The sequence below is a fragment of the Serratia sp. NA_112.1 genome (genome assembly GCF_052691715.1).
On the sequence record NZ_JBQZFO010000002.1, the window covers coordinates 222208 to 236124 of the forward strand.

General features: G+C 54.8%; 15 protein-coding genes, 1 tRNA gene and 2 pseudogenes. 12 read left to right on the plus strand and 6 right to left on the minus strand.

What is annotated here, in order from left to right:
- Positions 1-27: 27 nt before the first annotated feature.
- Entirely contained in the window at positions 28-657 is a 630-nt protein-coding gene (locus ACUTQ5_RS05375) for an alanyl-tRNA editing protein (RefSeq protein ID WP_445650396.1), read from the plus strand.
- Positions 658-674: 17 nt separating this feature from the next.
- On the opposite strand, the gene ACUTQ5_RS05380 is transcribed toward ACUTQ5_RS05375, so the two are convergent.
- Positions 675-878 (minus strand): hypothetical protein, encoded by a 204-nt coding sequence (locus ACUTQ5_RS05380; RefSeq protein WP_445650736.1) that lies wholly within the window; start codon positions 876-878, stop codon positions 675-677.
- Positions 879-978: 100 nt separating this feature from the next.
- Positions 979-1614 (minus strand): flavodoxin family protein, encoded by a 636-nt coding sequence (locus ACUTQ5_RS05385; protein ID WP_445650397.1) that lies wholly within the window; start codon positions 1612-1614, stop codon positions 979-981.
- A gap of 121 nt (positions 1615-1735) precedes the next feature.
- Here ACUTQ5_RS05385 and ACUTQ5_RS05390 point away from each other — a divergent pair, with 121 nt between their 5' ends.
- The 4 genes from ACUTQ5_RS05390 to ACUTQ5_RS05405 all read left to right on the plus strand — a co-directional run bounded on the left by ACUTQ5_RS05390 (position 1736) and on the right by ACUTQ5_RS05405 (position 3648).
- Positions 1736-2617 (plus strand): LysR substrate-binding domain-containing protein, encoded by an 882-nt coding sequence (locus ACUTQ5_RS05390; protein WP_445650398.1) that lies wholly within the window; start codon positions 1736-1738, stop codon positions 2615-2617.
- A gap of 87 nt (positions 2618-2704) precedes the next feature.
- Positions 2705-3292 carry a nitroreductase family protein gene (locus ACUTQ5_RS05395; protein ID WP_445650399.1) on the plus strand — a complete coding sequence of 196 codons (588 nt, stop codon included), beginning with the start codon at positions 2705-2707 and terminating at the stop codon, positions 3290-3292.
- Between the two features lie 153 nt (positions 3293-3445).
- Positions 3446-3571, plus strand: a complete 126-nt coding sequence (locus ACUTQ5_RS05400; RefSeq protein ID WP_445650400.1) for a hypothetical protein — start codon at positions 3446-3448, stop codon at positions 3569-3571.
- Complete coding sequence (locus tag ACUTQ5_RS05405) at positions 3538-3648, plus strand: hypothetical protein (RefSeq protein WP_445650737.1); 111 nt, start codon at positions 3538-3540, stop codon at positions 3646-3648. The genes ACUTQ5_RS05400 and ACUTQ5_RS05405 overlap by 34 nt, the downstream gene beginning before the upstream one ends.
- A gap of 272 nt (positions 3649-3920) precedes the next feature.
- Here ACUTQ5_RS05405 and ACUTQ5_RS05410 read toward each other — a convergent pair whose 3' ends face one another.
- A complete protein-coding gene (locus ACUTQ5_RS05410) occupies positions 3921-6359 on the minus strand; it encodes a penicillin acylase family protein (protein ID WP_445650401.1) in 2439 nt (812 codons plus the stop codon).
- A gap of 321 nt (positions 6360-6680) precedes the next feature.
- Between ACUTQ5_RS05410 and ACUTQ5_RS05415 the strand changes: the two are divergent.
- The 4 genes and pseudogenes from ACUTQ5_RS05415 to ACUTQ5_RS05430 form a co-directional block, all read left to right on the plus strand.
- Positions 6681-6908, plus strand: a pseudogene (locus tag ACUTQ5_RS05415) (efflux RND transporter periplasmic adaptor subunit); the annotation flags it as partial.
- A 265-nt stretch (positions 6909-7173) separates the two neighbouring features.
- Positions 7174-7377, plus strand: coding sequence for a hypothetical protein (locus ACUTQ5_RS05420; RefSeq protein WP_445650402.1), 204 nt, complete (start codon positions 7174-7176; stop codon positions 7375-7377).
- 109 nt (positions 7378-7486) lie between these two features.
- Complete coding sequence (locus tag ACUTQ5_RS05425; protein WP_445650403.1) at positions 7487-7744, plus strand: AbrB/MazE/SpoVT family DNA-binding domain-containing protein; 258 nt, start codon at positions 7487-7489, stop codon at positions 7742-7744.
- On the plus strand, positions 7745-8077 hold the full coding sequence (locus tag ACUTQ5_RS05430) for a type II toxin-antitoxin system PemK/MazF family toxin (protein WP_445650404.1): 333 nt from the start codon (positions 7745-7747) through the stop codon (positions 8075-8077).
- 66 nt (positions 8078-8143) lie between these two features.
- Here the strand turns inward: ACUTQ5_RS05430 and ACUTQ5_RS05435 are convergent.
- A tRNA-Asn gene (locus ACUTQ5_RS05435) sits at positions 8144-8219 on the minus strand.
- Between the two features lie 5 nt (positions 8220-8224).
- On the opposite strand from ACUTQ5_RS05435, the gene ACUTQ5_RS05440 reads away from it, so the two are divergent.
- The 3 genes and pseudogenes from ACUTQ5_RS05440 to ACUTQ5_RS05450 all read left to right on the plus strand — a co-directional run.
- The gene (locus tag ACUTQ5_RS05440; protein ID WP_445650405.1) at positions 8225-8413 is read left to right on the plus strand and encodes a hypothetical protein; all 189 of its coding nucleotides are present in this window, start codon (positions 8225-8227) and stop codon (positions 8411-8413) included.
- Between the two features lie 140 nt (positions 8414-8553).
- On the plus strand, positions 8554-9477 hold the full coding sequence (gene nac, locus ACUTQ5_RS05445; protein WP_445650406.1) for a nitrogen assimilation transcriptional regulator NAC: 924 nt from the start codon (positions 8554-8556) through the stop codon (positions 9475-9477).
- A 109-nt stretch (positions 9478-9586) separates the two neighbouring features.
- Positions 9587-9724, plus strand: a pseudogene (locus tag ACUTQ5_RS05450) (tyrosine-type recombinase/integrase); the annotation flags it as partial.
- A 57-nt stretch (positions 9725-9781) separates the two neighbouring features.
- Here ACUTQ5_RS05450 and ACUTQ5_RS05455 read toward each other — a convergent pair.
- Positions 9782-11242: an AMP nucleosidase gene (locus ACUTQ5_RS05455; protein ID WP_445650407.1), complete on the minus strand. Its 1461-nt coding sequence runs from the start codon at positions 11240-11242 to the stop codon at positions 9782-9784.
- A 151-nt stretch (positions 11243-11393) separates the two neighbouring features.
- Positions 11394-13697: a phosphatidylglycerol--membrane-oligosaccharide glycerophosphotransferase gene (opgB, locus tag ACUTQ5_RS05460; RefSeq protein WP_445650408.1), complete on the minus strand. Its 2304-nt coding sequence runs from the start codon at positions 13695-13697 to the stop codon at positions 11394-11396.
- Between the last annotated feature and the right edge of the window lie 220 nt (positions 13698-13917).

Genomic DNA, 13917 nt, shown 5'->3' on the forward strand with positions numbered 1-13917 from the left:
ATGGAGCCACTAACCAGGAGAAAAATCATGACCGAACGGCTTTATTATTACAGCGATGACTTACAGGGCGAGGCACAGGTGCTGGCCTGTACCCCGGTTGAAGAAGGAGGATACGCGATAGAACTGAACGCCACGGTGTTTCACCCGCAGGGCGGCGGGCAACCGGCCGACGGCGGCCTGCTCGGTACTGTCCCGGTGCTGCGCGTGGCGCAGCAGGGCGAAAAAGTGCTGCACTTTACCGCTGAGCCGCTGCCAGAAGGGCCGGTGAGCGTGCAAGTGGATGGCGAACTGCGCCGCTTGCACACCCGTTGGCATTCTGCCGGGCATCTGATTGGCTGGTTGGGTGAAACGCGCGGCTGGCAGCCGGTAAAGGCGCACCACTGGCCGGGTGAAGGACGCATTACCTTCGTGCCGGGCGCTGAACCTCAAACCCTGGATGAAGATTTCCTGCATGCGGAGTTGGCGCGGCTGATTGCGGCAGATTTCCCACGCAAACAACTGACGGTTGACGGCCTGCGCCAGGTAGGGTTCGGCGAATTGCCCGCCTATGGCTGCGGTGGTACCCATGTCCATTCGCTGGGCGAGCTGGGTGCGGTAAAGATTACTGGGTTAAAGATGAAAAAAGGGCAGTTGATTGTGCAGTATGAACTGGGCTGAGGTTTGATCCAGGCCGGTTATTTCGTCGGCCCGGCCTGTCGCAGCATGGTGTAGAAAGCACATTGGCATCCGGCCTGCGGCAGGGCCGCACAGGTGCCGATATTGACCGCTTGCGCTTCCAGCGCATGGAAGCCGTAAAACTTATTTTCAATGTTATTTTCCACTGTTTCGACATCTTGTTTCGCTTTGAGGTAATTGGCGCGCCGGTCTGGCATCTGCATCATATGATGTTGGTCCCGATGGGCCAATGGTCGGCAATAGTTTGCTACATATGCTTGCGCAACCTTGATAAAGGGGCAGCGAGCCACCCCATTTGCAGAGTCAATCTCGCCAAACCTGTGTGCTGCGCGGCGTATCCATCCGGTAGTCAGAATAATGACGCGTGAAAATTTCACGGCCCAGATCGCGGGCGGCCTGTAGCGGATTACGTGGATCACGGCTGACTTCACCCCGATTGTTGCCCGTCCCCTGAACCATCCCGACGAACTCGCAATGCGAGTAACGGCTGAATTCCTGAATTTGATGCACGATCCCCATAGCTCCGCCGGGGTAGGTTTCCTCCGAGGCTACCGTCAGCCCGATGCGTTTGCCACTCATACGCTGATGTACCTGTTCGGCATCAGGGTAGGCGTTGGAGTAATAGCTGAAAGAGCGATCGAAAAAAGCTTTGGTTTGCGCCGACATGCCGTACCAGTATAGCGGGGTGCAAAATACCGCCGCATCCGCGGGCAAGAAGTGCTCCAGAAACAGTTCGCCATAGCGGTCTGCAGGGGGCGCGGCATGGCGTCCGTCCACCAGAAAACCGCTAATGTAATCATCCAAAAAATGCATGCTGGCTTCGGTACCCGCCTCGGCGGCTCCTGCCATCACGGCCTGCGCCAATGCTGCGCTGTTGCCGTCACGCCGTGGGCTGCCGACCAGGACGATAAGGCGCTTGGGGTGCTGAGATGAATTCATGTCACTCTCCGTTTTATTGACCATGGATATACGATTGCCAATTTACGGTGCTCAAAGAGTCAGTGACAAATGACGGTTATTCTTTCAGGATGAGTTAAATTCATCTTTATGGGGGTTGATCATGTTTGCCACGCTTCCGGTTACTGCATTGCGTACCTTTGAATCCGCTGCCCGCCTGCGCAGTTTTAAACAGGCTGCACTGGAGCTGGCGGTCACCCCGACGGCGGTGTCGCATCAGATCAAGGCGCTTGAGCAGCAGTTGGGCTTTGCCTTGTTCGATCGGGTGCCGCGCGGTGTGCGATTAACCCATAAGGGTGAGCGTTTGTTCGCTGGGGTACACACCGCTTTGCTCGATGTGGCAACCACGCTGGATGCGCTACGCCCGGTACCCAGTACCGGTTCACTGTGTGTCTCCGTCACCCATTCTTTCGCCGCGTTGTGGCTAGTCCCGCGCCTGGGGCGCTTTTATCAGGCCTACCCGCACTATCTGGTACGCCTGGAGGCCTGCGGTGAAGTGATTGATCTACAGCAGGACGCCAGCGTGGACATTGCTATTCGCTACAGCAGTACTGACTACCCGAAGTTGCATCAGGCCGCTCGGCTGGAAGAGAGCTTTGGCGTCTACGGCGCGCCGAATTTGTGTGCAACGGAGCAACAAGCGCCTACGCTGATCACCGTTCACTGGCATGACTCCACCCTTTATGAAACCGGCTGGCGCCAGTGGTGCCAGGCTGCGGGTGTCGACTGGTGGCAACGGCATAGCGCGTTGCGGGCTTATGACGAAGAGCATTATGCTTTGCAGGCAGCGGTGGCCGGGCAGGGGCTGGTGCTGGCCAGTTCGGTGATGGTGTCGGACCTGGTGCGTAACGGGTTGCTGGCATCCTATAGGCCGGAAATTTGCGTACCGGGTGCAGCATATACCGCGCTGTGCGTGCCTGGGCGCGAACGGCATCCGCCGGTACGGGCGTTTCTGGCCTGGCTGCAACTGGAAATCTTGCGCTGAGCCACAGCACAAAATAGAAATTCTTCTGGCGTGGGGCATGGGAATATCAGATAACGTTGTTATTCCCTTCCCATGAGAGAGATGTCCATGAGCCAGCCAAGAGTTTCTGATTACCCCATTGATGCACAGTTTATTGAACGTTGGTCGCCGCGCGCGCTGGCAAATGATGCAATCGACGATGAGACCCTGCTGAGCTTCTTTGAAGCAGCGCGCTGGTCACCTTCGGCCTATAACATTCAGCCGTGGCGTTTTGCCTACAGCAAGCAGGGTTCGGCCAGTTGGGACAGCTATCTGGATTTCCTGGTTGAGTTCAATCGCGGTTGGGCGCAGCATGCTTCAGCGCTGGTGGTGGTTATCTCCAAAACCACCAGTTTGAACGGTGAGAAGGAAGTCAGTAACCCGAGCCATGCCTTTGATGCCGGGGCTGCCTGGGCCAACCTGGCGCTGCAGGCGCATCTGAAAGGTTGGCTGACCCACTGCATGGGCGGCGTTCACCACGATAAAATCAAGGCTGCGTTGAAACTGCCGGACAACTACCAGGTGCATGGCATGGTGGCGATCGGCAAAGCGGGTGATAAATCCCTGCTGCCGGAGTTTCTGCAGCAAAAAGAGATCCCTTCAGGGCGCTTGCCGCTGGAAAAAACGGTGGTGGAAGGGCTGAACTTTACCCTGTAATTATCCTGGCTTGATGGTTTCCAGCCCACAGAGTTTCCCTCTGTGGGCTTTTTTATACGTCAGGTATGAGGGGTAAAACTTTGTGAGTATGTCCATGAGCATAACGATCGTTATATAATGTTTTATATATCGATTATTAAAAGAGGGGATGTTATGAATAATCACTTCGGCAAGGGGCTGATGGCCGGTTTGGTCGCGCTGAACGCCTGGAAGATGAGAACCGGGCCGCATTCGAAGCTGGGTTACTGTGTCGGGCGTGCAGTCTCAATGGGGAAGTGATGAGCGAGTTCTTTTCTGGTGGCGCTAATCGTCTGGCTGAAAAATTTTTCTGCGCCGGATATAACCGCGAGCAGTAAAACCAGGCCTGACGGGCTCAGACCTTATTCCGCTCTGGGGCAAATGCAAGCTTCAGGATAAGGCGGCGACATTGCGTAGCTCCGGCAAAATCCCCAGGTTTTTCTCCTGCACCGGTAGGGCAGCCAAGCAATGTGGGGGAAAAACCGGAGAAAAATATGAAAAGGCGGGATGCCTCGCAGACTAATGTAACGGGCACCTTCCAGCATACTCAGTCGGAAGGCTGACGACAGCCCAGTTCAACCATGAACCGGGCTTCAAACACTATCGGGCTTTAATAACTGATGGTTTCCTGTGAGACCGAATTGGCCTGGACATCCCTGTCGCTGAGCCATGTACGTTTGTTTTTCAAATCACCGAACAATGACAATTGATCGTCAAAGTGCTTCGAGCGTTTCCCGTCTGGAGCGATAAAACCGGACTGGCCAGGAGGTGTCACCTCTACACCGGTGACTCCCTGATGGGTAAATGCCACCATGTTATTTTCGGTGCCACGGTTCATGGCAAGAGGATTCTGTATGTGTTCGTCTGAGCCAGCCTGCGGAACGTTCAGGAAGTTTTTGGTTTGATAAGTGGTGTTTGACACCTTGGTATGCCACGCAGTCATCTTATCGCCTTGCGATTTTTTCAGATCGTTAATGGCGAGCTGCAGTGCTTCCATCATCAGGCTATCGACATCCCTGCCTTTGAAGATATCAAAGCCCGAGGTCTTGCTGCCGGCGGTCATGCCCTGATAAAGAATTTTGGTACCCACCGAAATATTTTGGCTGCCCGAGGTGCTCTCTCCCGGTGTCATGTAGCCGGGATCAAGGAACCACGAAGCCTGTTCCGCAGGTAATATTCCGCCCAGCGACAGAGTCAGCATATGTTGCAGCCAGGCGCGGAAGATCGGTGTCGCCGGGGTATCGTAATAACCGTCGTTATTCAGATCCCGTTCCTCATAGTCCCACTTGCCGAGGATGGCGGCAGCTTCGCGCAGTTGCGGGTTATCACTTTTGCCGGCGACCTTGACCAGGCGGGGCACAAAAAAGCGCGCGTTAGGATCTTCGAATGCCGCATCCATCAGCAAATCCCATAACTGTGTGGGGGTAAAACGCGGCTGACTATCAATGCGGGTGAATAACGACTGGATACGGTCGGCGGTATTCCAGGAGTACCACCATTCATCCGGGTTGGGGAAGCCTTCCGCCGGGCGGTTGTTCCAGTTGGCGATATAACCCGTTTTGGGATTGTAGACCTGAGGATTGGTGGCAAATGGCATGAAACCTTGCCATTCGGAGCTGCCATCGCCCGGCATAGGCAGCCGGTTATCGTGCCCTTTAAGGCGTATTGGATAACGCCCGCCCAGGGCATAACCGATGTTGCCTTTATTATCGGCGTAGTACCAGTTGACGTTGATGGCGGAATGCTGGACCTGATCGAGCCATTGTTGATGGTTTTTCGCTTTGCCGACCTTATTCCAGGCCAGTAAAGTGGCGACTTCCTCGCCTTCCCAGCCACGACGTTTGGCATAGGCCAGACCCTGTTTGGGATTGTAGTCGATGACGGCACCTTGCACGCTTCGGTACACCGTCAAATGCCGGGTTTCGCCGTCCTTCACCGCGATGGTCTCAACGCGTTTTTCCAGTGGGCGATATTTTCCCTGATAGAAATACTCTTCAGGGTTTTTAGGGTTCAATTTCAATTGGTATATATCGACATTATCGCCGGCCCCCCAGGTACTTCCCCAACTGATATCGCGGTTGTAGCCGAACTCCACCATCGGATAGCCAAATGGACTGTTTCCCACCGCGTCATAACCCGCGCCATGTAGCCCAACAGAATAGGTATAAGCAGGCTGATAGAAACCAAACTGAGGCCCATTTAGCAGAATGCTCTTGGCACCTTTAGATTTACGGGAGCCCAGGACGATGATGTTACTGAAGGCTTTTTCCTTCGGTGGTTTCCAGCGAGGCGTTTGTTCGTTGGTCGTTGCCTCTGTCGGGAGAGCGGCATGGTTCAGGGTGGATACAGCCGACGGGGCAGAAACGTAGGCGCCATTGCGTACCGAAGGTTGCCATTCACCCTTGGGGACGGTGGTAGGTGAGCCGGGGTTGTCTTGAGAAAGCAACAGGTTAAATATTGCTTTGCCTTGCGTCTCGCCATCCTTTTTTATCAGCCCGGCGAGCAATTGCTGGTTTTCCAACTCGGTGTTGTAGTCTCCGAATCGGTTGACCATGGAGCCGATGAATACCATGGCCACATCGAAGTCGGTCCAGGGGGCCGGTTTAAAATCATGGTCAATAAACTGTTTTGGCATTAATTGCTGCGGATTGGCATCGATTTTCTTCAGCCATGCATTAATGCCCTGGGCATAACCATCGAGAATATCGCGATCGCTCTGGGGTAACGCGGCCAGTTGAGCTTTGATTCTGGCAGGGAAATACTGCTGGCGAATGCCTATATCAAACGGCAGATAGTCTTTACCCAACACTTCGGCGACACGCCCCTCGGTACTGCGCCGGGACATTTCCAACTGGTATAGACGGTCCTGAGCGATGGCATAACCATAGCCATAAAACAGTCCGTAAACGTCTTTGGCGTAAATGTGAGGGGTGCCGTAGGTGTCTCGTTTGATCGTCACATCGGCGGCAAAAGTTTGGGCCATAACCAGATTGCAGCCCAACCCGAGGGCCAGTAACAAAGCAGAACGCGGTTGAAATAACAATTTCATGCAGTTTCCTCGTTAACTCGTGGTGATCGCGGCGGTGGTTTGTTAGCTCAGGGGGGCGAGCCTGCCGTGAGAGTTCAGTTAGCTTGCTACATAAAACTAACAAAGTGATACATAATTTTAACTTTAATGTTGTTTTGTGTGTCCAAAGTCACTGTTCAATGAATGCTCTATTTATGGAGTGGGTCATTAATATAATTATTAATTTGCTGATGTATGTCGGGGGGTTGTGATGGGCGGGGGTGATTTAGAGTAGAAGGGATACTTTGTTTTGTTTTTTATCTTGAAGAGTAAATCATGAATTAAACATAGTTACTGAGGTGGCTGCAGGCACAGGCTCAGCAACAGGCCGTCGCGGCTGCAAGGGCCCGTACAAGACAAGCTGCTGATGACGAGGCGCGTTAGCGCAGTCTGGTCACTACGGGTGCCGTGTCGGCATCGGCCTACGGTCAGATAAAGGCCGCAGCCGATACGGCCAAAGCGGAACTCAGTGCTGCACAGGCACAGGCGAATGTGGCACAAAATGCGACAGGATACGGCCTGATAATCAGCCGCAGAGTGAAAAGCTTGCCTTCGGCTAGGTCTGTTTCTGGCGAGAACGAATGAACCGCGTTTTTGTCACTTAGTCTCACCACAGATCGTTGTCATTGGGAAATGGTCTGTGGTTTTTCCAGTATCGACTGAGAAATTAAGGAGCCGTGCCCCCTAAGGTGCGCCGATTGCCTGTAACGCCGGTAGTTCCAACCCCTTCAGTCCATCACCATGAGATTGGAAGCTCTGGTGGTGGGTTTTAAACCCGTTACAGGAGGCTGCCATTATGGCTACGATTCCTACTCATATACATCCATTACTTGCTGTTTCTTTTAATGTCGCCACGGATTTCACCGTCTTTGCCACCATTGCGGAAGCTGCGCCGCATTTCGTGTATCCGATCCGTCATAATCCTTTGAACCGCAAAAACAGTTTTCTATTATCAGCCTTCTTGCAACGAACTAAGCTCCTGCTTGCACGAATGGATTAAGGCTTTCTTCACGTATTATTACGCTAAGGAAACCACAATGAATCTGATGAATAATTGTGCATCGTCTGCTGTTGATGTTATATTAAAATATAATATTCGGAGGTGCTCTATGTATACAACTCGCCTGAAAAAGGTCGGCGGATCCGTCATGCTGGCGGTCCCTCCCGCGGTGTTGAAAACACTGGCGCTGTCGACGGACAGCGAAGTGGGTATGACCATTGATAATGGCTGCCTGATTATTGAACCCCAGAAACGGCCCCATTATTCGCTTGAGGAACTGTTGGCGCAGTGCGAACCGCACGACGACATGAGCGAAGAGGATCGGGAATGGATTGATGCCCCCGCGATGGGCAAGGAGATCCTGTAAATGGACAGAGGGGAAATCTGGCTCGTTTCACTGGATCCGATCGCCGGTCATGAGCAAAGTGGAAAACGTCCGGTACTTATCGTATCGAAGGCATCGTTTAACAAGTTGACCCGGCTACCCGTTGTTGTTCCCGTCACCAGCGGTGGAAGCCTCGCCCGCACAGCGGGTTTTGCCGTCTCACTGGACGACTCGGGAACAAAAACAACGGGTGTTATTCGCTGCGACCAGCCCAGAACCATTGATATGGGAGCCCGGAGCGGTAGGCGACTGGAACGTATACCCGACGCTGTCGTAAATGAAGTGCTGGCCCGCCTGGAAGCCATTCTGAGCTGATGTCTGGATGTGATTGATAAATCCATAAAAGCAAAAAGCCCGCTCGAAAGCAGGCTTTTCTAAATTTGGCTCCTCTGACTGGACTCGAACCAGTGACATACGGATTAACAGTCCGCCGTTCTACCGACTGAACTACAGAGGAATCGTTTGAACGGGGCGAATAATAACGAGGTGGTCCAGGCTTGTAAAGTCAGAAAACGCCTTGATGTTTCGTTTGCTGCAAGATTATTCAACCTGCTGCTTTTTATGGCTTTTATTGCTGCACTGCTGCGCAGTGGTTCAGGCTTTGCCATCATGCTTTATGTTGGTGCAGGCTTTGGGGGGCTCCGCCGCTGAGGGGAGCGTCATTACCAAAACCAATATCATTTTTTCTTATTTTTCCGTCGATTAGTTTCCGCTTTCTCTTATCGCGCCTGTCTGGCCCGGATATTGCTGTGGTTTGCCTCAACCCAGCCAAGTGGCATGACGGAGGCAGTATGAATTTCAGACGTCTTAAGTATTTCGTGAAAATCGTCGACATCGGCAGCCTGACCCAAGCGGCAGAAGTGCTGCATATCGCCCAACCGGCACTCAGCCAACAATTGGCGACGCTGGAAGGGGAACTGAAACAGCAGTTGCTGATCCGCACCAAACGCGGCGTACAGCCTACCGAGGCCGGTAATATTCTTTATGCTCATGCCCAGACCATTTTGCGCCAGTGCGAACAGGCGCAGAGTGCGGTCAATAGTGCCGGGCAGGCGATGAGCGGACAGGTCTCCGTCGGGCTGGCGCCGGGCAGCCTGGCATCACAATTGGCGTTGCCGCTGTTGCAGGCAGTGCGCGAGCAGCATCCGGGCATTTTGCTCAGTCTGAATGAGAATATCGGCTCGGCGCTGGCCGGCCAGGTCGCCAACCAGAATCTGGATATGGCGGTGATCTACGGCGCTAAAATGCCCGCAGGTTTGCAGGCCACGGCGTTAATGCACGAAGATCTCTATCTGGTGGCGACGCGTGCGGTGCCAAATCCCGGCAACAGCGTTGAGCTGCTGGACGTTGCGCGGCTGAATTTATTTCTGCCGCGTGAAGGGGACGTGGTGCGCAGTCAGGTGGACGAAGCCATGGCGATACGCAAATTAACGGCCAACGTGATTGGCGAAATTGAATCACCTGGCACCTTGAGTGCGGCCATCGCCAGTGGGTTGGGGGCCACCATTTTGCCCGAGTCGGTGGCGCGCGCGATGATTGGTCCGGCCAAGGCATGGATGGCGCGTATCAATGTACCTTCATTGAACGTGCCGCTTTCGCTGTGCATTTCCGGCCAGCAATCTCTGTCGGCCCCGGCGCTGGTGGTGAAAGAGATCCTGCTGTCAATTGCCGCCAGCCGCAGTCAGGAAAAACGCGTGCTGGCGTTGGTGCAATAAATCAGGTCGGATTCGATTAGCTGAGTTGAGTTGAGTTGGTAACGGCTGTCCGGCTGGGTGGCGGTGGGTAAATCCGTCTCGTCATTTGACAGCAGAGGAGTTGACCACCCACCTGCATATTCTACGCCACGCCTGCGGGTTTGCACTGGCTGATTTGGGGGCGGATACGCGCCTGATACAGGATTATTTGGGCCACCGTAATATCAACCATACGGTGATCTACACCGCCAGCAATTCGCAACGATAAGGCTTGCTCCCACCGCGAGCGGCCAAGAAATGACCGAGGGTGCGGCGGGGCTTGCCGCTAGCGGAACGGCGGCTCGTTAAAGGTGCGCAGTTTGCGGGAATGCAGGCGATCGCCTTCTGCGCGCAGCAGGTCGATAGCGCAAATGCCTATCTGCAGGTGTTCCGAGATCGCGCCTTCATAGAAGCGGTTGGCCTGCCCAGGCAGTTTAATTTCGCCGTGCAGCGGTTTGTCGGACACGCACAGCAATGTGCCGTAAGGCACCCGGAACCGGTAACCCTGAGCGGCGATGGTAGCGCTTTCCATATCTACCGCCACTGCGCGGCTGAGGTTAAAGCGCAGCGCCGAGGCGGAATAGCGCAGTTCCCAGTTGCGATCGTCGGTGGTGACCACGGTCCCGGTACGCAGGCGTTGTTTGACCTCTTCACCTGGCATGCCACTGACCATTTTGGTGGCGTCGTACAGCGCGCGCTGCACTTCGGCAATGCTGGGGATTGGGATGTCCGGCGGCAGCACCGAATCCAGCACATGATCGTCACGCAGGTAGGCGTGGGCCAGCACGTAGTCGCCAATCGACTGACTTTCGCGCAGGCCGCCGCAGTGGCCGATCATCAGCCAGGCACTGGGGCGCAACACCGCCAGATGGTCGCAGATGGTCTTGGCGTTGGACGGGCCGACGCCGATATTGATCAAGGTGATGCCCTGGCCGGTGCGAGAAATCAGATGGTAGGCCGGCATCTGGTGGTTCTTCCAGGCCAAGTCAGACACTGCCTGATCCGGCGCGGTGGTTTCCGGCGTGATATAGATGCCACCGGCACTGGACAGTGCAATATAGGGGCTGGCCGGATCGGCTATCTCGGCACAGGCCCAGCGCACAAACTCATCCACGTAGCGGGTGTAGTTGGTGAACAGCACGAAGGGTTGAAAATGTTCTACCGGGGTGCCGGTGTAATGCCGCAGCCGCGCCAGTGAAAAATCGGCCCGCAGTGCGTCAAAATGCGAAAGCGGGAAGGTGCTGGTGGCGTTGAACAGACCGTCAGCGGTTTCGTCACCAATTTGCGCCAATTCGGTGGTAGGGAAATGTTGTGCCAGACTGGCACTCATCGAACGATCCAGCATCAGGTTGGAGCCATCGATCACGTAGGGGAAAGGAATTTCCTGTTGTGACGGCCGCACTTCGATATGCGCATTGTACTCATTCGCCAGCAGAGTCAATTGTTCGGTCAGATAGTGGCGAAACAGCTGCGGGCGGGTAATGGTGGTGGTGTAACAGCCGGTATGAGTGAAACGGCCGTAGGCGCGAGTTTTGGTCTGCCCGGGCGAGGTGCCGTCCCAGCTGACGCGTAGTTCCGGATAAACAAACAGCCCGCTGGTGCGAGCTTGCATGTCGGGCTGGCCGCCATGACTGATAAAGTCGCCCACGGCCTGACGCAGCGCTTCAACCGAGGCGTCATACAGCGCTTCCAGTTTATCGATCGCCTGCGTGGGGGTAAGGCCGGTGCCGGATTGCTGACTGCTCATACTTTCTCCTTGGTTCTCCCGATTACGCGGCGGGAGGCAGGCGGATGCCGAAATCAATTCACAGCAACAGGTTAGCCGAAGATGAGCGCAAAAGCTTTGTTGAAGAAAAAGAAAACGCCGCAACAGGATGCCTGCTGCGGCGATGTGGTTATCAGGAGGAAGGCGAAGCCTGTTCGACCTTCAGCGAGACCAGGCCAATACCCAGTTTTTTCGGCGTAAAGCCGCCGCTGGCCCCTTCCTGCGGCTCGGTCGGTGCCGGAGGGGTGATGCTGATGTTCTGCGCGCCGCCAGGGTTATCAAAACGCAACGTCACGGTGGTGTCCTGTTCGCTGAGCGTCACAAACTGCTCCTGATCACCGACGCGTACCGAAATCGGTTCGCCGATGTTTTTGCCGTAGGCGCGTGCGCGTAGCACCAGATCAAAGGCCGAAGGCAGTGGGTCGACGTAGTCGATGCTTACCGTCGGGGCCAGATTGGCGTCCGACCAGCGGCCCCAATCCTCGATGGCGGCAACACCGGTGATCGCCTTAACCTGCTCCGGCATGCCCGGTAGCATAAAGGCGATGGCATCCGCGTGATATTTAACAGCGGCATCATCCACTTTCAGCCGCTCGACGGCATTTTGATAAGCGGCCACGCTGTCCGCCTCTGGGCCGCTAAAGTTGACCTTGCCACGGTAGTTGCCCCCTTTGGCCTGCACAATCTGCGGTGGGGCGGCCAGATTGCCTGAGGCCACGCAGGTTTCGGTGCTCAGCGCCAGTTCAGGCGCCCACACCCGGCCAATTTCATAGCACTTGTCGACCCAGACGAATTTTTCTCCTGCCCCCAAACCGGCGAGCTGTTTTTTCAGCGGTGTGGACAGATAAACGTTAAACATCGGCTCAATTTTGTTGTCCGTCACCTTCAGGATAAACGGCACCTTAAAGGTGATACCCGAGAAGCTAAAACGGCTACCCTGATTATCCAGATTAAAGTTGCTGATGCTGTTCGGGAAGCCCCATTGCTTCACCACCGCCGGTTTCCAGCCGTTGATTTTCTCATCGATATTCAGGAACACGGTGGCCAGCGTTGGGCTGGACAGGCTGCTGCGGCCAAGGCCAATGTAGTTATCGCCGCCCATCACGTCCAGCACCGTGGCACCGTTGTCCAGCGTGCTGCGTTTCTCGTTATGCAGCGCGGTCTGCGGGTGAGTGCCGTCGATAATAAAGAACAGGTTGCGGCGTTTTTGTTTGGTCAGAATGTCATAGGCGGTGTTATTCATCGCCAGATGGTCCGAAGACACCACGATAACGGTGTTTTTGAAGTACTCGGACGCTTTGATTTTGTCGATCAGCGCCGCGATGTGTTGCTGGCTGCAGGCCACCGCGCTTAGCGAGCGGTTTTCTTTGTTCTGCCAACTGAACGACTTTTTGCTGCAACTGGCGGAGATAAAACCGTCCGGGTGATGGGTGTCGACGGTCAGCGCAAACAGCGAAAACTTTTTATTCTGTTTGGACAACTCGACAAACTTGTCGAACACCAGATCCAGCACGGTATCGTCGTACCAGCCCCAGTCATTTTTGTAGCTCGGGTCGCTGACCTGCCCACGCAATTCTTTAAAGCCGTAAGCATGGTCAAAGCCATGCGATTTCAGGAAGGTATCTTTGCCAGCGAAGGCCAGTTCGGCCCCCTGATAAAAGTAGTTGTCGTAGCCGGCGGATTTCAGCACGTCGCCCAGGCAGACGTTTTCCGGATAAAAGGTGGATACGGCGCTGGAGGCATTGCCGTCAAACGGCGCAAACAGCGGGATACCGCACTGTGAGGACACCATACCGGCGATGGTATAGCCGGTGCCGGGCAACTGTTGGGTGTTGCTGAAATCGATACTGTTTGCGCGGTGTTGGTTCAGCTCGTCGGTCAGGCCGGGGAAGAGATCCGCATCCAGGTAGGTTCTTTCCAGGCTTTCGGCATAGATATACACCAGGTTCGGCGCTTTACCCTGAACGCTCTTTTTTGGCGCTTTGTAATAGGTATCAAAATCGGCGGTATCACCGCTAATCTGACTTCTGACCAGCAAGGAGATATCCTGAAAGGCCGGGGTGGTGCCAACGGAAAACAGCGCCAGCAGCACGGCGATCACACTATAAACCCTGCTGCTGCTTTTTGCCTTGCGCCGCACCAGGCTCCAGGTCAGCACGGCGAAGATTAGCGCCAGCACCGCCAACAGGCCGATAAACGGCAGCAGGTATTTACCGACGCCGGCGCCTTTCAGGCTGCTGGTCAGGGTGTAGAGTACCGCATCGGTAATACCATCGCCGGTAAAGTAGTTACTGGCGATCAGCACCACGTTAAGGATCAGATAGCTGCCCAGCAGCGTCAGCAGGGCGGCAAGCCACCAGCGGTTGGCGGCGGCCCGGGTCCGGTAGATGAGAATTGAGGCTAAAAAAAGTGCAAACGAAATTAATGCTGAAACCATCCACCGTACCCTGTCTGATTAAAAAGAAAAACTTAGCTGCTCTGACAAACGTCGTTGATCCGCGCACAGCGCGAAAGAGGAAGGGTATAGCGCATTGAAAGCATCAGGGTCAATGCGTGTTTGTACTGCCCAGCAGCGGCGGAGTGCGATTGGTGTTTTTTTGTGACATTACTGTGACACCAATCACGTCTGTGAGCAGCAGTACGCGAAATATGCCCTC

Coding starts and splice junctions, on each gene's coding strand:
- ACUTQ5_RS05395 (WP_445650399.1), top strand. CDS start 2,705: ATGAGCCAGCCAAGAGTTTCTGATTACCCCATTGATGCACAGTTTATT.
- ACUTQ5_RS05400 (WP_445650400.1), top strand. CDS start 3,446: ATGAATAATCACTTCGGCAAGGGGCTGATGGCCGGTTTGGTCGCGCTG.
- nac (WP_445650406.1), top strand. CDS start 8,554: ATGAATTTCAGACGTCTTAAGTATTTCGTGAAAATCGTCGACATCGGC.
- ACUTQ5_RS05420 (WP_445650402.1), top strand. CDS start 7,174: ATGGCTACGATTCCTACTCATATACATCCATTACTTGCTGTTTCTTTT.
- ACUTQ5_RS05410 (WP_445650401.1), bottom strand. CDS start 6,359: ATGAAATTGTTATTTCAACCGCGTTCTGCTTTGTTACTGGCCCTCGGG.
- ACUTQ5_RS05390 (WP_445650398.1), top strand. CDS start 1,736: ATGTTTGCCACGCTTCCGGTTACTGCATTGCGTACCTTTGAATCCGCT.
- ACUTQ5_RS05455 (WP_445650407.1), bottom strand. CDS start 11,242: ATGAGCAGTCAGCAATCCGGCACCGGCCTTACCCCCACGCAGGCGATC.
- ACUTQ5_RS05375 (WP_445650396.1), top strand. CDS start 28: ATGACCGAACGGCTTTATTATTACAGCGATGACTTACAGGGCGAGGCA.
- ACUTQ5_RS05430 (WP_445650404.1), top strand. CDS start 7,745: ATGGACAGAGGGGAAATCTGGCTCGTTTCACTGGATCCGATCGCCGGT.
- ACUTQ5_RS05385 (WP_445650397.1), bottom strand. CDS start 1,614: ATGAATTCATCTCAGCACCCCAAGCGCCTTATCGTCCTGGTCGGCAGC.
- opgB (WP_445650408.1), bottom strand. CDS start 13,697: ATGGTTTCAGCATTAATTTCGTTTGCACTTTTTTTAGCCTCAATTCTC.
- ACUTQ5_RS05380 (WP_445650736.1), bottom strand. CDS start 878: ATGCAGATGCCAGACCGGCGCGCCAATTACCTCAAAGCGAAACAAGAT.
- ACUTQ5_RS05425 (WP_445650403.1), top strand. CDS start 7,487: ATGTATACAACTCGCCTGAAAAAGGTCGGCGGATCCGTCATGCTGGCG.